18 protein-coding genes and 1 pseudogene are annotated in these 20,611 nt (G+C 69.1%); 9 read left to right on the top strand and 10 right to left on the bottom strand.

Translation table 11 applies throughout. The annotated features are described in order from the left end of the window. The 3 genes from BMY19_RS29535 to BMY19_RS29525 form a co-directional block, all read right to left on the bottom strand. Nucleotides 1-233: IS5 family transposase (locus tag BMY19_RS29535; protein WP_107351063.1), on the bottom strand; the 233-nt coding region annotated here is incomplete at its 3' end. A 110-nt stretch (nt 234-343) separates the two neighbouring features. Then, nucleotides 344-1,141, bottom strand: coding sequence for a glycosyltransferase family 2 protein (locus tag BMY19_RS29530; RefSeq protein ID WP_100253825.1), 798 nt, complete (start codon nt 1,139-1,141; stop codon nt 344-346). 49 nt (nt 1,142-1,190) lie between these two features. Next, the gene (locus BMY19_RS29525; protein WP_244535074.1) at nt 1,191-1,760 is read right to left on the bottom strand and encodes a glycosyltransferase family 2 protein; all 570 of its coding nucleotides are present in this window, start codon (nt 1,758-1,760) and stop codon (nt 1,191-1,193) included. 361 nt (nt 1,761-2,121) lie between these two features. Here BMY19_RS29525 and BMY19_RS29520 point away from each other — a divergent pair, with 361 nt between their 5' ends. From BMY19_RS29520 to BMY19_RS31090, 3 genes are all read left to right on the top strand, one after another. After that, a complete protein-coding gene (locus BMY19_RS29520) occupies nt 2,122-3,339 on the top strand; it encodes a flagellin N-terminal helical domain-containing protein (RefSeq protein ID WP_100253824.1) in 1,218 nt (405 codons plus the stop codon). A 292-nt stretch (nt 3,340-3,631) separates the two neighbouring features. After that, entirely contained in the window at nt 3,632-3,877 is a 246-nt protein-coding gene (locus BMY19_RS29515; RefSeq protein ID WP_100253823.1) for a membrane-bound lytic murein transglycosylase EmtA, read from the top strand. Further along, complete coding sequence (locus BMY19_RS31090; protein ID WP_012319948.1) at nt 3,877-4,017, top strand: hypothetical protein; 141 nt, start codon at nt 3,877-3,879, stop codon at nt 4,015-4,017. The genes BMY19_RS29515 and BMY19_RS31090 overlap by 1 nt, the downstream gene beginning before the upstream one ends. A gap of 11 nt (nt 4,018-4,028) precedes the next feature. On the opposite strand, the gene BMY19_RS29510 is transcribed toward BMY19_RS31090, so the two are convergent. Continuing rightward, a complete protein-coding gene (locus tag BMY19_RS29510) occupies nt 4,029-4,259 on the bottom strand; it encodes a hypothetical protein (protein WP_100253822.1) in 231 nt (76 codons plus the stop codon). A 464-nt stretch (nt 4,260-4,723) separates the two neighbouring features. On the opposite strand from BMY19_RS29510, the gene BMY19_RS29505 reads away from it, so the two are divergent. The 3 genes and pseudogenes from BMY19_RS29505 (at nt 4,724) to BMY19_RS29495 (ending at nt 7,656) form a co-directional block, all read left to right on the top strand. Then, nucleotides 4,724-5,011 carry a hypothetical protein gene (locus BMY19_RS29505; RefSeq protein WP_020093581.1) on the top strand — a complete coding sequence of 96 codons (288 nt, stop codon included), beginning with the start codon at nt 4,724-4,726 and terminating at the stop codon, nt 5,009-5,011. Between the two features lie 122 nt (nt 5,012-5,133). Then, nucleotides 5,134-5,513, top strand: a pseudogene (locus tag BMY19_RS29500) (LysR family transcriptional regulator); the annotation flags it as partial. 250 nt (nt 5,514-5,763) lie between these two features. After that, nucleotides 5,764-7,656 carry a TRAP transporter large permease gene (locus tag BMY19_RS29495; protein WP_100253821.1) on the top strand — a complete coding sequence of 631 codons (1,893 nt, stop codon included), beginning with the start codon at nt 5,764-5,766 and terminating at the stop codon, nt 7,654-7,656. 524 nt (nt 7,657-8,180) lie between these two features. Here BMY19_RS29495 and BMY19_RS29490 read toward each other — a convergent pair. From BMY19_RS29490 to BMY19_RS29470, 5 genes are all read right to left on the bottom strand, one after another. Beyond that, a complete protein-coding gene (locus BMY19_RS29490) occupies nt 8,181-9,818 on the bottom strand; it encodes an acyl-CoA synthetase (RefSeq protein ID WP_100253820.1) in 1,638 nt (545 codons plus the stop codon). Continuing rightward, nucleotides 9,818-10,852 carry a TRAP transporter substrate-binding protein gene (locus BMY19_RS29485; protein WP_020093576.1) on the bottom strand — a complete coding sequence of 345 codons (1,035 nt, stop codon included), beginning with the start codon at nt 10,850-10,852 and terminating at the stop codon, nt 9,818-9,820. The genes BMY19_RS29490 and BMY19_RS29485 overlap by 1 nt, the downstream gene beginning before the upstream one ends. A 230-nt stretch (nt 10,853-11,082) precedes the next feature. Further along, nucleotides 11,083-11,595: an ureidoglycolate lyase gene (locus BMY19_RS29480; RefSeq protein WP_091927804.1), complete on the bottom strand. Its 513-nt coding sequence runs from the start codon at nt 11,593-11,595 to the stop codon at nt 11,083-11,085. After that, nucleotides 11,592-12,431, bottom strand: coding sequence for a bifunctional allantoicase/(S)-ureidoglycine aminohydrolase (locus tag BMY19_RS29475; RefSeq protein WP_100253819.1), 840 nt, complete (start codon nt 12,429-12,431; stop codon nt 11,592-11,594). The genes BMY19_RS29480 and BMY19_RS29475 overlap by 4 nt, the downstream gene beginning before the upstream one ends. Before the next feature lie 52 nt (nt 12,432-12,483). Beyond that, nucleotides 12,484-13,794: a dicarboxylate/amino acid:cation symporter gene (locus BMY19_RS29470; protein ID WP_020093573.1), complete on the bottom strand. Its 1,311-nt coding sequence runs from the start codon at nt 13,792-13,794 to the stop codon at nt 12,484-12,486. A 208-nt stretch (nt 13,795-14,002) separates the two neighbouring features. Here BMY19_RS29470 and BMY19_RS29465 point away from each other — a divergent pair, with 208 nt between their 5' ends. Next, nucleotides 14,003-14,887 carry a LysR family transcriptional regulator gene (locus tag BMY19_RS29465; protein WP_100253818.1) on the top strand — a complete coding sequence of 295 codons (885 nt, stop codon included), beginning with the start codon at nt 14,003-14,005 and terminating at the stop codon, nt 14,885-14,887. A 197-nt stretch (nt 14,888-15,084) separates the two neighbouring features. Next, nucleotides 15,085-16,899: an acyl-CoA thioesterase gene (locus BMY19_RS29460; RefSeq protein WP_107351061.1), complete on the top strand. Its 1,815-nt coding sequence runs from the start codon at nt 15,085-15,087 to the stop codon at nt 16,897-16,899. A 7-nt stretch (nt 16,900-16,906) separates the two neighbouring features. Here the strand turns inward: BMY19_RS29460 and BMY19_RS29455 are convergent, their stop codons facing one another. Beyond that, a complete protein-coding gene (locus BMY19_RS29455) occupies nt 16,907-19,117 on the bottom strand; it encodes a putative bifunctional diguanylate cyclase/phosphodiesterase (RefSeq protein ID WP_244535073.1) in 2,211 nt (736 codons plus the stop codon). Nucleotides 19,118-19,487: 370 nt separating this feature from the next. Between BMY19_RS29455 and BMY19_RS29450 the strand changes: the two genes are divergently transcribed. After that, nucleotides 19,488-20,611, top strand: a 1,124-nt coding sequence (locus BMY19_RS29450) for a methyl-accepting chemotaxis protein (RefSeq protein ID WP_042673918.1), incomplete at its 3' end; no start/stop codon positions are given.

The raw sequence follows: 20,611 nt of genomic DNA, 5'->3' as shown, positions 1-20,611 counted from the left end.
ACCCGGTCGAACACGCCGGCCTTGCGCCACCGGTAGAACCGGCTCGACACCGTTCCCACAGCACCGTAGCGCGCCGGTAGATCCTCCCAGGGTGCGCCCGTGCGCAGGATCCAGAGCATGCCGTTGAGGACTTGCCGGTGATCCTCCGCAGGCCGGCCCGTGCGCGGCTTCTGCGGAGGCAGCAGCGGGGCGATCTGCTCCCACTGCGCGTCGGTCAGTTCAAAGCGTCGCATCAAGCCCACATGGGCCTGACCACCCAGCCTGTGAACCCCTTTGCAGAGACGCCCTAGGTCGGCCGCCTCGGGACGGGGGCTGCGGGCGTCGGGTGCTCCACCCGGCGCCTTCACCAGGGGATGCGGCCGAAGCGGTCGACCAGCCGCTGGTACTCGGCGTTGCTCTCGGCCTTGGAGGTGCCGCCCGAGCCGACATCCGAGGTTCCGGAACCCGGATGCACGAGGCGGCACACCAGCGGCAGGACGAAGCCGTGCCGCACGAGCTGCACGTTGGGGCCGCCGTTGCGCAGGACGTTGGCGAGCCACGGGCGGACCTGGATCGCGTCCTGCAGCGTGACGGGCGCCGTCGCCTCGACGAGGTGGGCGCGTCGCAGGCCGGTCTCGGCGAGGCGGCCGAGCCACTCGTTGTCGTAATGCCACTTCGCGGCGGGGCTGATCGCGCCGACCTGCGCGAAGGTGGTCCGCCGCATCAGCCAGCCCGACGGCGTCGCGAAGTCGTTGATCCGCACCACCTCGCCGGCTTCGTCGGTCTCGAGCTGCGTCGAGGAGACGAAATCGAAGCTCTCGAGGGCCCTTAGCGCGAAGCCCAGATAGGCGGGCAGCCAGTGATCGTCGTCCTCGAGGAAGCCGACGAGGTCCCAGCTGTCGTCGACGGCGGCGATGGCGGCGTTCAGCGCGGGGATCTGGCCCCTCTGCGGGCCGCGCGCGAAGGTGACCTGCGGGTGCGCGGCGAGCCGCGCCGGGATCTCGGTCCCGGGATCGGTCCCGACGAAGAAGTGGATCGTCGCCGGCCGGTCGAGCTCCTGGGCGTTGGCGCTCGCGATCGCGTGCTCCAAAAAGTACTGGCCGGCCTTTCCGGCCAGGGTCGAGGGTTTGAGCCTCGACGGCGTGATGATCGCGATCCTCATTCCCACGCCTCACCGTGTCGGGCGTCGCGCGCCGCGGCGCGGAACGCTGTCAGAGCTTGAAGGACTGCTCGCCGATATGGCCTAGCTCCTTGCTGAGATACGGATCGCACCAGATCTGGAAGCCGGCGGCGCGTGCCCGGTCGCTGAAGTCGAAATCCTCACCGATGTTCACGCCGGCTTCCTCGTCGACGCGGAAGCGGAAATAGGGCTTCTTCAGCTTCTCGAAGACCGTGGACTTGATCAGCAGGAAGCCGGTCGGGATCCGGGACATCTCCAGCAGACCCTTCGGCGCGTCGGCCGGCTGCTCCGGGAGGATGTCGCCCAGGAAGTGGAACGGGGCGGTGCGGCGGGAATAGGTCGCGCCGATGATGTCGACCTGCCGCACGAGGAGCTTGAGGAGTGCGTCCTTCGGGAAGGTCATGTCGCTGTCGATGAACAGGACGTACTCCGCCCCGTACTTCTGCGCGTATTCGAGGCCGAGGTTGCGGGCGTCGGCGACGATCGACGACTTCCCGACGACGATCGACATCGGCATCTCGCCGAGCGAGTGCATCATCGATCCGAGGCTCACGGCGAAGTCCGCGTGGACCATGGTCCCGCAGGGGATCGCGATCGCCACATGGGGCAACTTCGGCGACGCGGAAGGGGTCGCGGCGCCAACATCACCGGACGCTTGAGCGATCACATCTGAGCTCCCTGCAAGGTGCGTCCCGTACCCGCCGCGCCGACCGAACCGGATCGGCCCCGGTCGGGCAGGCGCGACAGACTTGGTTTGCGTCACAGCTTATGGCTGCGGATGGTTAATGGATCTTGAACACACTCCGCGATCCGTAAATACTTAACGCCTCAAGGACCGATTCATTAACGATCACTTTGGACACACTGCAAGTCGGCAATTGATTTAACCCCCGCGAAACGTTTGGAGGGCGATTACTGGCGTACCCGAGAAACGGGTGCATCAAATCAGAAAGATAAGACCTATGTCCTCGATCACCCTGTCGGCCGCCACGCGCCAGAACCTGCTCTCGCTGCAGGACACCGCCCAGCTGATGGCGACCACCCAGAACCGGCTCGCGACCGGCAAGACCGTCAACTCCGCCCTCGACAACCCGACCAACTTCTTCACCTCCCAGGCCCTCGACGGACGCTCCTCGAGCCTGAACTCCCTCCTCGACGGCGTCTCCAACGGCATCCAGTCGATCCAGGCCGCCAACCAGGGCATCACCTCGATCCAGAAGCTGGTGGGCCAGGCCAAGTCGATCGCCAACCAGGCGCTCTCGACCCAGCTCTCCACCACCGGCACCGCCGCCAACGCCTACAGCGCCAGCACCGCCTCCTCGACGGTGCTCCTGACCATCAACGGCAGCTCGGTCTCGGCCACGGTCGCCGCCTCCTCGAGCGTCAGCGCCACGGTCGCGGCGCTGAACTCCGCGGTCAGCTCGGCCTCGACCTCGTCGAGCGGTTCGTTCGGCGCCGGCGCGATCTTCTCGGTCGACAGCACCGGCACCAAGATCGTCCTGAACGCCCAGGCGGACGTGGAATTCCAGAACTCGGGCAGCCAGACGGCGCTCGGCTTCACCGCCTCGGCCACCACCGCCTCGACCTACGGCACCGCCGCCAGCACCGTGGTGTCCAGCGACCTGTCGATCTCGGGCGTGACGCAGCGCGCCTCGCTGGCCAACCAGTACAACAACCTGCTCAACCAGATCACGCAGCTCGCCGGCGACGCCAGCTACAACGGCGTCAACCTCATTGCCGGCAAGGGCAATGACCTGAACATCAAGTTCAACGACACCGGCAGCTCGACCCTCAACGTCGCCTCGGTCGACGCCACGGCGAGCGGTCTCGGCCTGTCGTCGATCACCAGCTCGAACAACTCGTCGAGCCAGAACGGCCTCGGCAACTTCCTGCTGAACTCGGACGTCAACAAGACCCTGGCGACCCTGACCAGCGCCGGCAACTCGCTGACCTCCGCGGCGAGCTCCCTGGGCTCGAACCTGTCGGTGGTTCAGAACCGCCAGGACTTCTCCAAGCAGCTGATCAACGTGCTGCAGACGGGCTCGGCCAACCTGACGAACGCCGACCTGAACCAGGAGGCGGCCAACTCGCAGGCGCTGTCGACCCGCCAGTCGATGGGCATCTCGGCCCTGTCGCTGGCCAACTCCGCCCAGCAGGGCGTCCTCCAGCTCCTGCGGTAAGCGACACGCACCGCGAAGCGACAGAGGCCGGCCGGGGCAACCCGGTCGGCCTTTCTCTATGTCCGCGCCCGCGATCGTGGAGCCCGGCATCCGAAGCCGACGTCGAGCCGGCAACCGCCCCGGCTCGAGGGAGCGCCGCGGAGAATCCCCGCGGCAAGGCGGCCCTCGCGCCGCACGCATTCTGAACAGGACGATCCAGAGCCCGTTGCGACCGCGGGGTTGCCAAGCTTAACCGTATCGGCCAGCCTGTCCGTAGTTACTGCGTACCGACCCGAGCTGAGCCGGAGTGCCGATGCGAGTGAACCACCAGCGCCGTCTCCTCAACAAGGCAGCGGAGGCACGGGATTACCAGATCACGATCCGTCAGAGGGCGGACGCGTCCTGGCCCGGCGACCACAGCCGACTGACGGCGCTCGAGAGCACTAGCCATCTCCGGCGGATCGACCCGCTCGAGGATCCGGGTGGTCCGGTGGCGGTCTGGCAGATCACCGCGGCCGGCCTCTCCCAGCTCCGGGCTCTCACGTCGGGAGCCGAGTGATGGCGTCCGTCAAGATCCGCGCGACCGACGACGGGACCTTCGTGGTCTACCGCAACGGCGCCGCCGTCGCGTCGGGATTGACCCGCGAGCAGGCCGAGCGCTGCGCGACGGTCCTGGGCTGGATCGCACAGGGGCGCTGACGGCGCGGCGGCTATTCGGCGGCCGTCCCGGGGACCGCGTCGCCGAGAGCCTCACGCCGCGCGCTGTTCAGGACGCGCTGACGCGCTTTCGGATCCTGTATCGCGTGCCAGAGGTGAAAGAGTTCGTGCGTCATGCCGAGGTCGACGGCCTCGCCATCCGGTCCGTAGAAGGCCTCGACCGGACAGCCAATGACGGCTGCGATCTCGCGCAGGCGCGCGACAGCTCGAACATCGATGGCCATTGGAGACAGAATTCCTACACGCCGGGCGCGCAAGGGCTATCATTGCCCAACCCTTAGCAGCAAGGGATCGCCCTGTACCAAGCCTGATCCGATCGTATCAGTTTGAACACTTTTGGGCATGTGGTCGACACGCTGCGCGAGCGGATTGCAGCGCGTAACCTCACGAAGGCGTGATCAGTCTTCGCACAGTCCGGCGCCACCGGCGTGCCGGCGTCCGCGATCGGGCCGGCCACGGCGCAGCTCGTCGTGTTGCGCGACCCGGCAGACCGGAGCCGGGGGCACGAATCCGCGCCCCGACCTGTCCTCGCGGGCGCTGAACGGGCGATCGTCAAGCAATCGGCGGGACAGCTGCCACGGAATTAGCGGATGGAAGCTTCCCGTTAACGAAGCGTAAACCTTTGTGACGTGATCCTAGGACGGTGGACGGGCACGGGATCCGGCCACGCAGATCGGGCGAGGCTCCGATGATCGTCTTGATAGCCGCAGCCATCGTCAGCGGTCTCGCGACAGCCACGATCCTGGCGCCGGTGAGCGCCCTCGCCGCGCTGATCATCGCACCTCTGGCAGCCAGCGCGTCGGCCATCCTCGCCTGCATCTTCATCGCCTGGCGCAACACGCGCGACGATGTCGGGCCGCCCGACCTCGAGACGCAGGCCGACGCGATGGTGGCGGTCCTCTGCGAGGTTGCCCAGCAGGGCAAGATCGTCCCGGTCGCCGCGCCGGTCCGGGTCCGCGGCCACCGGTCGGCCTGATCTCGGCGCGCCGCGACCGGCGTATCGCCGGCCCGGGCCCGATCCCAGCGGCACCGGTCGCGGCCCATCCTGCCCGGAATGAGGCCGTCCGTACCCCTCTCCGCCGTCCAACCTCTCCCCCGAGCGCAGTCAGTCGGGCATCGCGCAGGACGGAAGAGACGCTGGGCGTCGTTCTGTTCGAGCAGGTGGGTCAGGGCATCGCGCGGACCCCTGCCGGAGAGGTGTTGTGCGACCATGTCGGGCGCGCCTCCGCCGAGTCGAACCGCGTCTTCGACCTCGTGGCGCTGCGGCTGGCGCGATTCCTGAGCGCCCATCCGGAATTCGGGGTGCGGCTCGCCGCCCGCATGGACTATGCCCGCCGCGTCACCGACGCGTTCGACGCCGACAACGTCTCAGGACTGCCCCGCGGCGAAGGTCCGGTGCGGATGCCGCAGGGTTAGGAAACTGTCACGCCGCTCCGCGACCCGCTCGGGCGGCCCGCATCCGCGAGCCGGCCGACCTGCTGGCGCGGATTCGCGCGCCGCTGAACGGCAGAGATTCCACAAGGACTGGAAAACGAAGTACGGCGACGGGGCGCGGTCGCATCGTGAGGATGCGTCGGGCAAACTGACCGGGACCGTTTTCCGCAGGATCGGATAACGGTATCGGAGAACGAAGGCGCGCCGAGACGCACCGCAAGACACACGCGAAGACGCATGTGGGGTCGATCCCGCCGCCAGCGGCATCGGGAGCGGCCCCGACGGAGGGGCGCCATGCAGATCGATGTTGCGGCCGTCGAGTCGACGGCGGGGATTGAGTTTTCGGGGCCGCCGCTGCGCGCCCGCGGCTGGCTGCGCCGGGTGGATGCCGGGCTCGGCCACCTCGTGGAGATCCCGGCGGCACTGCTCGTCCTGGCCGAGATCGCGGTGCTGCTCAGCGGTGTCGTCAGCCGCTACGTGTTCCGCGATCCCATCATCTGGTCGGACGAGCTCGCCTCGATCCTGTTCCTGTGGCTCGCCATGCTCGGCGCCGTGGTCGCCTTCCGGCGCGCCGAGCACATGCGCATGACCGCTTTCGTGGCCATGAGCGGCCCGCGCCTGCGCGCCTTCCTGGAGACGGTCGCCCTGGTCGCCGGCTTGATCTTCGTCGCCCTGCTGCTGGAGCCGGCCTTCGAGTTCGCCAGCGAGGAGACCTTCGTGCAGACGCCGGCGCTGGAGCTGAACAACGCGTGGCGCGCCGCCGCCCTGCCGATCGGCCTCGGCCTCATGCTGATCGTGGCGCTGATCCGACTCCTGGAGACCGCCGACTGGAAATTGACCGTGGGGGCGCTGATTCTGGGGGGCGGTGTTGCCGCCGCGCTCCTGGCGCTGCAGCCGTGGCTCGCCAACCTCGGGAACCTCAACCTGCTGCTGTTCTTCGTCGTCGGCGTCGGCGCGCTGGTCTTCTCCGGCGTGCCGATCGCCTTCGCGTTCGGCCTCTCGACCTTCGCCTACATCACGCTGACCACCGACGCGCCCTCCATGGTGGTGGTCGGTCGCATGGACGAGGGCATGAGCCACCTCATCCTCCTCGCCGTGCCGCTGTTCGTGTTCCTCGGCCTGCTGATCGAGATGACCGGCATGGCCAAGGCCATGGTCGGCTTCCTGGCCTCGCTGCTGGGCCACGTCCGCGGCGGCCTGCACTACGTGCTGGTCGGGGCCATGTACCTCGTCTCGGGCATCTCCGGCTCCAAGGCCGCCGACATGGCCGCCGTGGCGCCCGTGCTGTTTCCCGAGATGAAGGCCCGCGGCGCCAAGGAGGGCGACCTCGTGGCCCTGCTCGCCACCACGGGCGCGCAGACCGAGACGATCCCGCCCTCGATCGTGCTGATCACCATCGGCTCGGTCACCGGCGTGTCGATCACCGCCCTGTTCACCGGCGGCCTGATGCCGGGCCTCGTCCTCGCCGCGACGCTCTGCGCGCTGGTCTGGTGGCGCTACCGCCGCGAGGACCTGAGCCACGTCGCCAGGCCGTCCGGCCGCGTCATCGGTCGCGCCTTCCTGGTGGCGATCCCGGCGCTGGCGCTGCCGTTCGTGATCCGCTTCGCCGTGGTCGAGGGCATCGCCACCGCCACCGAGGTCTCGACCATCGGCATCGTCTACGCGGCGCTGGCCGGCCTGCTGATCTACCGCCAGTTCGAGTGGCGGCGGCTCTACCCGATGCTGGTGACCACCGCGACCCTGTCGGGGGCGATCCTGCTGATCATCGGCGCGGCCACTGGGATGGCCTGGGCGCTGACGCAGTCGGGTTTCTCGCAGACGCTCGCCGAGGTGATGAAGGGCCTCCCGGGCGGCGCGCTCGGGTTCCTGTTCGTCTCGGCCTTCGCCTTCATCATCCTGGGCTCGGTGCTGGAGGGCATACCGGCGATCGTGCTGTTCGGGCCGCTGCTGTTCCCGATCGCGCGGGCGGTGGGCGTGCACGAGGTCCACTACGCCATGGTGGTCATCCTCGCGATGGGCATCGGCCTGTTCGCCCCGCCCTTCGGCGTCGGCTACTACGCGGCCTGCGCCATCAGCCGGATCCATCCCGATGCCGGGATGCGCCCGATCGTCGGCTACATCGTGGCCCTGCTGGTCGGGCTGCTCGCCATCATCCTCGTCCCCTGGTTCTCGATCGGGTTCCTCTGACGATCTCCACCGCGGGGACGCGCCGCGCGCTATCAGATCATGCCGGCGCCGCCGGTCCGCGCGATCCGCTCGCGCTGCTCGGCGTAGCGTTCGGCCGCGGCGCGCCGCACTGCACCCTCGAGCCGGCTGACGAGATTCGCGAGGGTGGTCATCGTGCCGAGATCCCGGTCGTGGCCGGGCGGGGGCCCGGCGTGCTGCACTGCAATATGCGCGCGGCTCCGGGGACATGTCAGGGTCTGCATCTCGGAGCTGTCATGCAACGAGATCATGCTGTGCGCGGAGGGATGTGGATCGGCCCGACTTTCCGCTCGGAATGTCGGCTACCGGTTGGGTCCCCTGGGGGCGACGCCGCTCCCTGAACCTGCATCCCGCATACGGCGGGCCGATTTCGCCGCTGCCGTCCTCGGGAGCGAAGTGAAGCGATCCAGGGCGGCGCGTCCACTGAGATCGTGGCGCCGACTGGATTGCTTCGCTCCGCTCGCAAAGACGGGATGCCGCATCAACCGGATGGGATCGCGACAGCCCTATCGGGCCTGCGGCCTCGCCTGCCCGTCGAGGGGCAGGTCGCCCCGCGCCTCAAGTCCCTCGCGGATCGCGCGCTTCGTCACCTTGCCGTAGCCGGATTTCGGCAGGGCCTCCCAGAAGAACACGCGCCGAGGCAGCTTGTAACGAGCGACAGTCGCGGACAGCCACGCGATCAGCTCTCCCTCCTGCACCGCGGCCCCGGGACGCGCGACGCAGACCGCGACGCCGACCTCGCCCCAGGCGGGATCCGGCACGCCGAGGATCGCGGCCTCGGTGATCGCCGGATGCGTGAGGAGCTTCTCCTCGATCTCGCGCGGGTACACGTTCGAGCCGCCGGAGATGTACATGTCCGAGGCGCGGCCGGTGATGAACAGGAACCCCTCGGAATCGAGATGGCCGAGATCGCCGGTCCGGAACCAGCCGTCGCGGAACGCCGCCGCGTTGGCCTCCGGATTGTCGTAGTAGCCCCCGAACACGGCCGGGCCGCACACGCAGATCTCGCCGGTGACGCCCGGCGGGCACTCGCGGCCCTGCATGTCCTGGATCTGGACCTGCATGCCGGTGCGCTCGAATCCGCATGTGCCGACCTTGACGTCCGGCCCGTCCTCGGCCGCGTGCAGGCGTGGCGGCAGCACCGTTATGTTGCCCGTCACCTCGCCGAGGCCGAAGTATTGCACCAGCACCGGCCCGAGCACCCGCAGCGCGTGCTGCTGGTCCGCCCGGTACATCGGCGCGCCCGCGTAGATGACGTGGCGCAGGCTGGAATGGTCGTGTGTCGACACCGCGGGGTGCTCGGTCAGCAGCTTCACGATGGTCGGCACAGTGAAGAGGTTCGTGACGCGCCACGCCTCGACGAGGGACCAGACCTCCTCGGGATCCAACCGCTCGCCGGCGGTCAGCACCGTCTTGGTGCCGGCCGCGACCTGCGCGAGCTGGTGGATGCCGGCGCCGTGCGAGAGCGGCGCCACGACCAGGGACGCGTCGGCCTCCGTCGTGCCCGGCATCAGGTCGCAGAGGTGATTGGTGATGACGAAGGCCATCTGGCCGTGGGTCAGGACCGCCGCCTTGGGGCGGCCCGTCGTGCCGGAGGTGAAGAAGAACCAGCACGGATCGTCGTGCTCGACATCGGCAACGGGCGCGGCCGCGCCCAGATGGTCGGCGACGAGCGCGTCGTAGCCGGCCCCGAAGGCCGCGTCGCCGATCGCCACGACGCGGTCCAGATCCGGGCAGGCCTCGCGCACCGCGGCGGCGTGCTCCGGGAAACCCGCGCCGCAGATCAGCGTCGAGGCGCCGCTGGCACGGGCGAGATAGGCGATCTCCGCGGGCGTCTGCCGGAAATTGGCCGGCACCCAGACGGCCCCGAGCCGGAAGCAGACGAACATCGACTCGAACAGCTGGTTGCTGTTGCGCGCCTGGACCAGGACGCGATCACCCTTGGTCACGCCACGGGCGGCGAGCGCCGCCGCCATCGCGTCGACCCGGGCGTCGAGCTCGGCCCAGGTCCAGCGCCGCTCGCCCCAGGCGAGCCCCACCGCGTCCGGAAACCGGCGCGCGGCGCGGCGCAGGAAATGGGCGAGATTCATCACCCGCCGGGAGCACGGCGCGACCCCGCCGCGCGGCGCCCCCGCGGCGCTCATCAGGTGAGCTTCCCGCAGGCCTTCTCGAGCAGCGACCAGCCCTCGTCGCCGTACCGGCCCTTCCACTCGGCGTAGAAACCGGCCTTGCGCAGCTTGTCGCGGAAGGGCTCCGGGTCGGGCTTGTTGAAGACCATCCCGTTCTTCGACAGGTCCGCCTGCAGATTGGCGTTGAGCTGGGCGACGTCCGCCCGCTCCTTCATGCCGGCGGCGTTGATGTGGCGGGCCACCGTCTCGCGCAGGTCCGCCGGCAGGCGCTCCCAGGCGCGGCGGTTCGCCAGGAACCAGTACCCGTCCCACATGTGGTTGGTGAGCGAGCAGTACTTCTGCACCTCGTAGAACTTCGTGGTGGAGATCACCGCCAGCGGGTTCTCCTGGCCCTCGACGATCTTGGTCTGCAGGGCCGAGTAGGTCTCGTTCAGGTTGATCGACGCGGGGGCGGCGTCGAAAGCCTTGAACATCGAGGTCCAGAGCGGCGAGACCGGGACGCGGATCCGGAAGCCCTTGAAGTCGTCGGGCGTGGCGATCGGCTTGGTCGACGAGGTGGTCTGGCGGTAGCCGTTGTCCCAGATCTTCTCCATGGCGACGAGGCCGGCCTTGGCGATCTGCTGGCGGACCCAGGCGCCGAGCTCGCCGTCCATGGCCGGCCAGACGGCGTCGTAGCTCGGGAAGGCGTAGCCGATGCCGTTGATCGACGCGTTCGGCACCAGCGTCGAGAGGATCAGCGGCGACATCGTGAAGAACTCGACGCTGCCCGAGCGCAGCTGGCTGAGCGTGTCGGTGTCGGAGCCGAGCTGGCTCGTCGGGAAGATCTTGAGGTCGAACCGGCCGCCGGTCTCCGTACGCAGCGCCTCCGCCATCTCGCGGGCGCGGATGTTCATCGGATGCGTGTCGGGCAGGTTGTTGGCGTACTTGTACGTGAATTCTGCCTTCTGCGCCCGCGCCACGTGTGGTGCCGCCACGGTACCGGCGATGAGGGCCGTCGAGCCGGTCGCCAGGAATCGGCGGCGGGACAGGGGCGTGCGGTACGGGGACATGGCGGCCTTTCCGGTGCGGGCGCGGGGCCCGACGTTTCCTCGGGTCCGCGTTGGTGCGGACTCCTGATTGCGGCCTCGATAGCCGCTGACCGGTGCCAGTCAACGGACTTTCGCGGCCGCGTCCCCGGGAATGATTGCATCCGGCCGCCGCTGATACGGGGCGACCGGAGGCGGCCCCGGCCGCGCGAGACCGTGGCGACGGGACGATGGCGCGGATGGCGCGCTCGGCCTCAGTCCCGGCCGGGCAGATGCACTGTCCAGGGTTCCTCGAAGGTGTGTTCCTCGAGGTTCACGCCCGGGCCACCGCGGTCGACCACGACGAAGTCCTGCGGCTGGCCGTAGGGCGTCAGCACCCCGTGCCACGTGTTGCGCGCGTAGCAGACCCCCTGCCCCGGCGCCGTCACGAAGGCCTGGGGCGGGCCGGGACGACCTTCCGCGTCCGGGCAGACCACCACCAGGAACGGCGCCGCGCTCAGCGGCAGGAACGCCTGCGCGCCCAGCGGGTGCCGCTCGACCAGGCCGAGCCGCAGCGGCACCGGGTAGGGCTGCGCCTCGACCAGCCCGATCACCACCCGCGACCCCTCGCCCACGACCTCGACCGCCGCCAGATCGTGGAAGCGCCGCGCCATCCCGCCGTTCATCGGCCGCGGCGCCACCGCGGCGGCGTCGATCACCGTGCCGAACGGCGCGAACGCCTCGGCCGTCAGCGGCCGGGCGACGACCGTGCGGGCGCCCGCGCTCACCGGCCGAGCCCGCGCGGCGCCAGCGCCGGGTGGCGGTTGACGTCCTTGTACAGCAGGTACCGGAACGGGCCCGGCCCGCCCGCGTAGCAGGCCTGGGGGCAGAAGGCGCGCAGCCACATGAAGTCGCCCGCCTCGACCTCGACCCAATCGCGGTTGAGCCGGTAGACCGCCTTGCCCTCCAGCACGAACAGTCCGTGCTCCATGACGTGGGTCTCCTCGAACGGGATCGAGGCGCCCGGGCGCATGCTGACGATGTTGACGTGCATGTCGTGGCGCAGGTCGTCGGAGGCGACGAAGCGGGTCGTCGCCCAGGCGCCGTCGGTGCCGACCATGCCGGCCGGCTCGACCGCCGATTCGTGGGTGACGAAGGACGTCGGCGCGTCGAGGCTGGCGGCGGGCTGGTAGGCCTTGCGGATCCAGTGGAACCGCACGGGCGCGTCGCCGTCGTTGCGCAGGGCCCAGGCCGCCCCGGGGGCGAGGTAGGCGTAGCTGCCCGGCCGCAGGGCGTGGCGCGCGCCCTCCAGGGTGAGGCTGGCCGTGCCGGCGACCACGAACAGGACGCCCTGGGCCTGCGAATCCGGCTCGGGGGCCTGGCTGCCGCCGCCGGGGGCGACCTCCATGAGGTACTGGGCGAAGGTCTCGGCGAAGCCCGAGAGCGGCCGGGCCACGATCCAGGCCTGGGTCCTGTCCCAGCCCGGAAGGAGGCTGGTGACGATGTCGCTCATCACGCCGTGGGGGATCACCGCGTAGGCCTCGGTGAACACCGCGCGGCCGGTCATCAGCCGCGTCTGGCCGGGTAGGCCACCGCACGGGGGGTTGTAGGCTCCAGCGCTCATGGTCGGTCTCCGGAATTCGACTTCAAGCTGTAAACGTCTGTCGGGGATCTGGTCACGCGGTGCGCGGCTCGGCGACGGGTGCCTCGAGGATCTCCGCCGTGTCGGTGGTGTCCTCGCCGTTCAGGACGCGGTTGGCCCGCACTCGGTCGATGTCGCCCTCCCAGGCGGCTATGACGACGGTCGCGACGCAGTTGCCGATCAGGTTCCCGAGGGCGCGGGCGATGCCGACGAACCAGTCGACCGATAGGACGAGGACCAGCCCGATCACCGGGATCTCCGGCACCGCCGACAACGTGGCGGCGAGGACGACGATCGCCGAGCCGGGCACGCCGTGGGCGCCCTTGGAGGTCAGGAGCGCGATGCCGAGGATCAGCATCAGGTGGCCGAAGGACAGGTCCGTGTTGGTCGCCTGGGCGATGAACACGGTGGCGAGGGTCAGGTAGAGCGAGAAGGCGTCGAGGTTGAAGGAGTAGCCGGTCGGGATCACGAGGCCGACGGTGGATTCCTTGATGCCGAGCCGCTCCAGCTTGCGCATGACCTGCGGCAGCACGCAGTCCGACGAGGCGGTGCCGGCGACGACGGTCAACTCCTCGCGCAGGTAGGCGAGCAGCTTGAAGAGGCTGAATCCCGCGAGCCGCATGATGCTGCCGAGCACCACGACCACGAAGAGCGCGACGCCGGCGTAGAAGAGCATCACCAGCATGCTGAGCTGCTTCAGGGACCCGACGCCGTACTTCCCGACCGTGAAGGCGACCGCGCCCAGCACGCCGAGCGGCGCCAGCCGCACGATGAAGCCGATGATCCGGAACAGGACCTCGGTGATGCGCTCCAGGCTGTCGGCCAGGGGCTTGCCGCGCTCGCCGAGGAGCGAGAGGCCGGCCCCGAACAGGATCGCGAGGAGCAGGACCTGGAGGATGTCGCCCTTGGCGAAGGCGTCGATGAAGGTCGTCGGCACGATCTTCATCAGGAAGTCGACGGTGCCCGTCACCTGCCCGACCCGGTCGGTGTAGCTGGTGAGCGACTTGGCATCGAGGGTCGCCACATCGACGTTCATGCCGTGACCGGGCGCGAAGACGTAGGCGAGGACGAGCCCCAGCGCGAGCGCGATGGTCGTCACCACCTCGAAGTAGATCAGGGACTTGAGCCCGACGCGACCGACCTTCCGAAGGTCGCCCGCGCCGACGATGCCGTGCACGACGACGCCGAAGACCAGCGGCGCGACCACCATCTTGATGAGCTTGATGAAGACGTCGCCCAGCGGCTTGAGGGTGACGGCGAAGTCGGGCCAGAGCCGGCCGACGAGGATGCCGATCATCAGGGCGGCCACAACCTGCCCGAACAGCGACCCGTACAAGCGCTTCATCGCGATCTCCCTCGGAAGGCTCGCCCCGACCCGACCGCGATCGTCCCGCCTCTCATGGGCGGGTCCGGTCGAGCCCGACAGCGCGGCGCGGCGGCATTGTGCAAAGCGATGCCTGCTCGGCCTTCCCGGCGGCAAAATCGTGCCGAACAATCTAGACGTCAAATATCTATTTCATTTAGTTTGAAACGCTCAGAGTTTTAATCCGCCCATGGAACTGCGCCATCTCCGCTACTTCGTCGCTGTGGCGAAGCACCTGAGCTTCACCGCCGCCGCGGAGAGCCTCGGTGTCGCGCAGCCGCCGCTCAGCCAGCAGATCCGCGATCTGGAGGCGGAGATCGGAACGGCTCTCTTCGAGCGGACGACCCGGCGCGTGGCGCTGACGCGGGCCGGTCACGACTTTCACATTCAGGCGATCGGGCTCTTGGAGCGGGCCGCCGAGGCCGTCGAGCGCGCCCGGGCGATCGGCGCGGGCACCGCCGGCATCATCAATGTCGGCCTGACGGGCTCGATGCTCGCCGGGCCGCTCGGGCACGCGATCCGGGATTTCGCGCAGGTCTATCCCGCGGTGGATCTCCGGATCCACGAGATGTCGCCGGATCGCCAGATCGCGATGCTGAAGGCGGGGCAGACCGACGTCAGCTTCCTGCGAGCGCCGCCGCAGGATGCCGATCTGGTCCGGGTCCGCGCGTGGAGCGAGACCGTGCAGGTCGTCCTTCCCAGGGGGCACCGTCTCGCGCGGGGCAGCCTCCGGCTCGCCGACCTGCGCGACGAGCGGTTCGTGTTCCTCCGGATGTCCGATTCGCTGTTCGCCAAGTATCTCTGGGATTGCTGCGTCGAGTCCGGGTTCGTCCCCAACATCACCCATCAGGCCGTCGAGGCGGCCTCATTGACGAGCCTCGTCGCATCCGGCCTGGGCATCGCCATCATCCCGGAATACGTCGCCCGGCTGGCGCATGCCGACGTGGTCTACAGGCCGCTCGAGGGACCCCGCATCCGCGCCGACGTCTTCGCGCTGTGGTCGCCCGCGAAAGCCGCCCTGGTCTGCAACTTCGTCGATCTGGTCCGCGACGGTCGGAAGACGCTCGCCGACTAGGCGGATCACCCGGGCCTCTGCGCCATGGCGGGTGCCTGTAGGACACGCGCGCCCCTCGGATCGCCGGCCGTGGCGGAGCAGCCCGATGCTTTTCCCTCACTGAATTTCTTGTATCCGCCTTCTTTTGGGTTCGCCATATTCCCGAAACGAATCTGATACGCTATTGCAGCTTAAGGTCCGGAGCGCTTGAAGCCACAATGCCTTCCCAGTTCATCCGCTCCGCGGCCTGGGCACCCACGATTGCTTTGTCGTGGTTCTGGGGGCTCGGGTTTTTCTACGCGATCCATGTCACGCTGACATACGGCTGGCTCGGGTTCCTTGCCTTCGCTTTGCCGAACGCGACCGGTCTCGGCCTGTTCGGCTGGATGCTCGGCGCGCCACGTCGGAATATCGACGCGATCGTGGCCGCCGTGCAGGGCCCCTACGCGCTCCTGTTCATGGGAGCCCAGTTCTTCGCCGTCGCGATCACGATCTTCGGCTTCGCGGCCTACGCGTGGCTTCCCCTGTTCGGCCACGACGCCGCCGTGGGCGTGATCGCATTGGTCCTCGTCGCCTGCTCGCTCGGCCACGCCGTCCCGCTGCGCGGGATCCGCATCGTCCATTGCGGAGCGCTGGCGGTCGGGCTCGCCGCGAGCGTGATCCTGCTCGGCGGTCTGTCCGCGCACCGGGACGGCTGGGATGTCCCGCTGCAGGCCTTCGACGAGCGCTTCTACGGGCTCGTCGTCCCCTCGCTGGTCGGCTTCCTGCTCGGCCCCTGGATGGACATCCAGCAGTGGCAGCGGGCGGTCGAGATCCGGCGCTCGGGCGGGTCGGTGCGCGCGGCCTACGTGACCGGCGCGCTCCTCTTCCTCGGTCTCCTGACGATCAACGCGCTCATCGCCGCGCGGGCGGGGCTCGGCATGCCGGTCGTCTCGTCCGACGGCCTGTCGGGAGCCTACGCGGCCGTGGCGCAGGCGATCGGGCGCGAACCCGCGACCGGCGTCGCGGTGGCCTTCGTGATCTGGACGGCGATCGCCGCCGCGACCACGATCGACAGCTTCTACAGCGCCACGCGCTGGCTCGGAATCTCGGTCACGGCCCGCAGCAATTCCCCGCTCCTCGCCTTCGTGCCGGCCGGCCTCGTGGCGTCGCCGGTCTGGATCCTCGGTGCCGCGCTCGCCACAGCGGCGGCGGCGATCTGGGCGAACCTCTCGCTCCTCTACCTGATGATGCCCTTCGCCACGCTCCTCGTCGGGGCGGCGGCGTGTATCGTGTGCGAGACGCTCGGCGCGACCCGCCGCTACGACCCGGTTCTCACCTCCATGATCGGGGCGACGGCGTGCCTGATCTTCGTGACGGGCTATCTGGCCCCGAGCTGGGCGCTGCTGGCCATCGCGCCGCTGATCGGCCTGATCGGCGCACTCCCGATGATCGCCGAGCTCCTCGGCTGGCGCGCGCCGCCGCCGGTCGCGGAGCTGATCCCGGCGGCGGAGCGGGCGCCGCGGGCGGCGCCGGTGCCCGTGGCGGTGGACCAGACAGACGCCGTAGCGTCGCACGGGTTCGACGGGCACTGGTTCGTCCTGCGCCTCATCCCGACCTACGACGACACCAACTCGGTCGGGAACGTCTACTTCGCCAATTACGTGCGCTGGGTGGGCAAGGCCCGCGAGCTGTTCTTCAACATCTGCATGCCGGATTTCGACCTGAAATCGACAGACTTCTACATTCTGACGAAGTCCTTCCAGCACGACTTCCGCCGGGAGGCGATGGAGTTCGAGCCGGTCACCGTCCGCATCTCGATCGCGAGCCACAACAGGAAGTTCGTGACCCTGGCGCACGAGATCCACAGCGAGGTCAACGGCCTCCTCGGCCGGGGCGAGCAGTCGCTGATGTTCGTGGACACCGTCCACTATCGCCCGCTCGATATTCCGCGGGCGATCATCGAGGGCTTCCTGCCCTACTGGCCGAAGACGTCCCCGCACGCCGTCGCGGGCGGGAGCGGCACGACCGGCGTCGCGCCGCTCGGCGTCTGATCGCGCCTCACGCCGCCCGAACCGCCGCCGGGAGGAGTTGACGGCTGCGCGCCAGCGCGGCGGCCTGCTCGGCCGGCAGCGGCTTGCTGAACAGGTAGCCCTGGAACTCGTGGCATCCCTGCTCCAGCAGGCAAGCGCGCTGGGCATCCGTCTCGACGCCCTCCGCGGTGATCGTCATGTCGAGGCTCGTCGCCATGTCGATGATCGCGTTCACGATCGCCGCAGCGCTCCGCTCCTGCGGCAGGTCGCGGACGAAGCTCTGGTCGATCTTGATCTTGTCGAAGGCGATCCGGCGCAGGTAGCTCAGGCTCGAGTAGCCGGTCCCGAAATCGTCGAGGGACAGCCGCACGCCCATCTCGCGGAGCTTGGCGAGCGTGGCGTTGATCGCCGGCGTGGCCTCCAAGAACACCGATTCGGTCACCTCGAGCTCCAGGCGCGGCGCGGCGAGCCCGCTCGTGCGCAGCGCGGAGCGGACCAGTTGCGTCAGGTCCGAGTGCCGGAACTGCCGCGGGGACAGGTTGACGGCGATGCGGACATCCCCCGGCCAGCCCGCCGCGATCCGGCAGGCCTCGCGGAGGATCCACTCGCCCAGCGGTATGATCACCCCGGTCTCCTCGGCGAGCGGGATGAACTCGCCGGGCGAGACGAAGCCGCGCACCGGATGTTTCCACCGGATCAGCGCCTCGAAGCCGCGCACGCGGCACTCCTTGGCCGCCACGATCGGCTGGAAGTAGAGGACGAACTCGTCCCGATCGAGGGCGCCCCGCAGGTCGGCCGTCAGGGCGCGCCGCGCCTCGATCCGCTCGTCCATCTCCGCTTCGTAGAAGCGGTAGCCGTTCCGGCCCTCGCTCTTCATGCGGTAGAGGGCGAGGTCGGCCCGCCGCATGATCTCCTGGCACCCGTCCTGCGGGGCGATCGCGATCCCGATGCTGACGCTGACGGTCAGCCGGATGCCGTCGATGGTGAACGGCGACGCGAGCGCCTCGACGATGCCGTTCGCGAGCGACTCGATGCCGTGCAGGTCCCGGGCGCTCTGTCCGGTCGCGAGGACCGCGAACTCGTCCCCCGCCAGACGGGCGAGCTGGACGTCGGACGCCTCGAAGCTCCGCAGCCGCTCGGCGACCGATTTCAGGAGCCTGTCGCCGGCCGCGTGGCCGAAGGTGTCGTTGACGCTCTTGAACTCGTCGAGGTCGAGGGCGAGCACGGCGAACCGGTCCCCCTGCGCGAGCCGTTCCCGCGCCGTTTCCTGGAGCTGATGGAACAGGACCCGGTTGGGCAGATCGGTCAGGGAATCGTGCAGGGCGAGATACGACAGCCGCTCCTCGGAGCGCCGCTTCTCGGTCACGTCGGAGCCGACGCCGCGATAGCCCGAGAAGGCACCGGCCCGGTTGAAGGTCGGCTTGCCGCTGAGGCACCACGTCCGCCGCTCGCCGGCGATGTCGAGCTGCAGGTGCAGGTTCCGGAACGCGCGCCGCTCGGCGATGCAGCCCCACAGGGTGGTGCTCGAGTGGCTCCTGGGCGGTGCCACCGGCGGCAGCAGCAGCCGCTCCAGCGGCAGGCCCATCAGCTGGCGCTCGGAGGAGCCGGCGACCTCGATCAGGCGCGGCGAGACGTGCTGGAGGCGCAGGTCGGCATCCGTCTCCCAGAGCCAGTCGCTAGCGCTCTCCTCGAACTCGTTGAGCAGGAGGTGGGTGAATTCCTGCTGCCGTTCCAGCTCGATCTGCGCGATGACCCGCATCGTCAACAGCCGGCTGAGATGCACGATCGTGAAGCAGATGAAGATCGCGTAGAAGAACAGCAGGACCGCGACGTAGATGTAGAAGGGCTCTCCGGTCGTCGCGAGGGCGATGAACGAGCCGAGGATGATCAGGCCGGAATAGCCGATGGCGACGCGGGGCAGCACCGCCGCGCTCATGCCGGTCGCGATCAGGCCCGCGATGCTGGAGGCGATCAGGAGCCGCCCGTGCGCGTCGGCCCCGGCGAAGAGCATGACCGGGATGGAGGCCAGCAGGAGGCCGTAGGCCTGGGCGGCCAGCACCACGCCCTGGACGAACGAGGACGGCACTTCGAGCGGTTTCGGACGGGAGCGCCAGCGCCAGCACTGCTGGAGCGAGACCACCGCCAGGGGCAGGACGAGCGCCTCGAGCCCGGCGAGGTAGACCCGGTTGCCCGGTTGCCAGAACAGGTAGACGATGACCTGTACGACGCTGAGGCTCACAAGAATCGTGAAGGGAACCAGACGGAGCGCGACGTCGAGCTGCTCGACGCGGGCCCGCGCGCGAAGGTTCGCGTCGAGTGGATCCGCTTTGCGATCGGTATCGATCAGGAAAGAAATCAACATCTCGCGCGACGCAAACGCCCTCTGAGAAACCTTTACGATCGAAAACTGCGGCTCTCGCTATTTAGATGCATACACAATCGCTCGCTTGCACAAGTACAAGTCGCTCGTCGGTTTACAACTCGTAAATATCGCACCGGCACCCGGCGCTGCGGCTCGCATCCGCCGGGCGGCGGCGCTAAGAGGCGAGCGCGCCCCGGTCGCGGCTCAGCCAGAGCCGTCCGCGGGGCCGCGTAGGATGAAGCAGACGATGCCGCAAACGCTGGGCCTCAACCGCATCCTGGGCGGTGCGATCGGTGTCATCGCCCTGGTGTCGGTCCTGACCAGCGGCGCGGTCCTGATCACGGCCGATCAGCTGCGGGACGCGACCGATGCCCGGAGCCGGTCCAACCAGCTGATCCGCGCCCTCGACGGCTTCCGCGCGGCCATGCTCAATCAGGAGACCGGACTGCGCGGCTACCTGATCACGGGCCGCGACGGCAGCCTGGAGCCCTACCGCACGGGGCGCCAGACACTGGACGAGGCGATCGACAGGCTCAGGACCCTGATCGGCCACGATCCCGAGCGGACGCGCCTCTTGGCCGACGCGGTGGCCGCGGCCCGCAGCTGGCAGACCGAGGTCGGCGAGGTCGTCGTGCGAATCGCGGCCGATCCGGCGAAGCGTGACGAGGCGGTCAAGATCGAGGCGGACGGTCAGGGCAAGCGGCTGTTCGACACCTTCCGCGAGAAGCTCGCGGCCATCGAGGGTCTCGAAGGAGCGGTTCGGGCCGCGCTGGCCGAGCGCGTCGCGCGGAGCGAGCGCAACGAGGGCCTCGCCCTCTGGGGCGGAACGCTGATCACGCTGCTGATCTGCCTGGGCATCGGGGTCGCCATCAACCGCCTCGTCGTCAGGCCTCTCGTGGCGGTGATGGGCTTCGTGGGACGGGTCGGCGAGGGCGACCTGTCGAGCACGCTCGATGTCCGCGCCGGCGGCGAAGTGGGCCGTCTGAGCACGACGCTGAACACGATGGTCTCGGGTCTGTCGGACCTTGCGCGGACGAACCGGGCGGCGACGGCGGACCTGAACGCGGCCGCGGCCGAGATCCGCGCCTCGGCGCAGGAGCAGGCGGCCTCGGTCGAGCAGCAGTTCGCCGCCGTGCAGGAGACGGCCGCCACGGTGGACGAGATCACCCATTCGGGGGCGCAGATCTCCAAGCGCGCCACCGAGGTGATCGCCACCGCCCAGGCCACCGCCCAGACCTCGCGCCAGGGGCTGCGCGCGGTGTCCGACACCGCCAAGGCCATGGACGCGATCCGCGAGCAGGCGGAGGCGGTGGCCGGCAACATCGTCAGCCTGTCGGAGAAGACCCAGACGATCGGCGACATCATCGAGAC

Origin of the sequence: Methylobacterium sp. UNC300MFChir4.1, from assembly GCF_900110155.1 — a bacterium.
Classification (GTDB): domain Bacteria; phylum Pseudomonadota; class Alphaproteobacteria; order Rhizobiales; family Beijerinckiaceae; genus Methylobacterium.
The sequence above is the reverse complement of the archived record's forward strand: the minus strand, read 5'-3'. Positions and strand labels throughout refer to the sequence as shown.

Bases quoted from the DNA above. Each gene is read 5' to 3' on its own strand.
- BMY19_RS29530 (WP_100253825.1), bottom strand. From the start codon at position 1,141: ATGAGGATCGCGATCATCACGCCGTCGAGGCTCAAACCCTCGACCCTG.
- BMY19_RS29495 (WP_100253821.1), top strand. From the start codon at position 5,764: ATGCAGATCGATGTTGCGGCCGTCGAGTCGACGGCGGGGATTGAGTTT.
- BMY19_RS29490 (WP_100253820.1), bottom strand. From the start codon at position 9,818: ATGAGCGCCGCGGGGGCGCCGCGCGGCGGGGTCGCGCCGTGCTCCCGG.
- BMY19_RS29505 (WP_020093581.1), top strand. From the start codon at position 4,724: ATGATCGTCTTGATAGCCGCAGCCATCGTCAGCGGTCTCGCGACAGCC.
- BMY19_RS29470 (WP_020093573.1), bottom strand. From the start codon at position 13,794: ATGAAGCGCTTGTACGGGTCGCTGTTCGGGCAGGTTGTGGCCGCCCTG.
- BMY19_RS29520 (WP_100253824.1), top strand. From the start codon at position 2,122: ATGTCCTCGATCACCCTGTCGGCCGCCACGCGCCAGAACCTGCTCTCG.
- BMY19_RS29460 (WP_107351061.1), top strand. From the start codon at position 15,085: ATGCCTTCCCAGTTCATCCGCTCCGCGGCCTGGGCACCCACGATTGCT.
- BMY19_RS29515 (WP_100253823.1), top strand. From the start codon at position 3,632: ATGCGAGTGAACCACCAGCGCCGTCTCCTCAACAAGGCAGCGGAGGCA.
- BMY19_RS29510 (WP_100253822.1), bottom strand. From the start codon at position 4,259: ATGGCCATCGATGTTCGAGCTGTCGCGCGCCTGCGCGAGATCGCAGCC.
- BMY19_RS29485 (WP_020093576.1), bottom strand. From the start codon at position 10,852: ATGTCCCCGTACCGCACGCCCCTGTCCCGCCGCCGATTCCTGGCGACC.
- BMY19_RS29475 (WP_100253819.1), bottom strand. From the start codon at position 12,431: ATGAGCGCTGGAGCCTACAACCCCCCGTGCGGTGGCCTACCCGGCCAG.
- BMY19_RS31090 (WP_012319948.1), top strand. From the start codon at position 3,877: ATGGCGTCCGTCAAGATCCGCGCGACCGACGACGGGACCTTCGTGGTC.
- BMY19_RS29465 (WP_100253818.1), top strand. From the start codon at position 14,003: ATGGAACTGCGCCATCTCCGCTACTTCGTCGCTGTGGCGAAGCACCTG.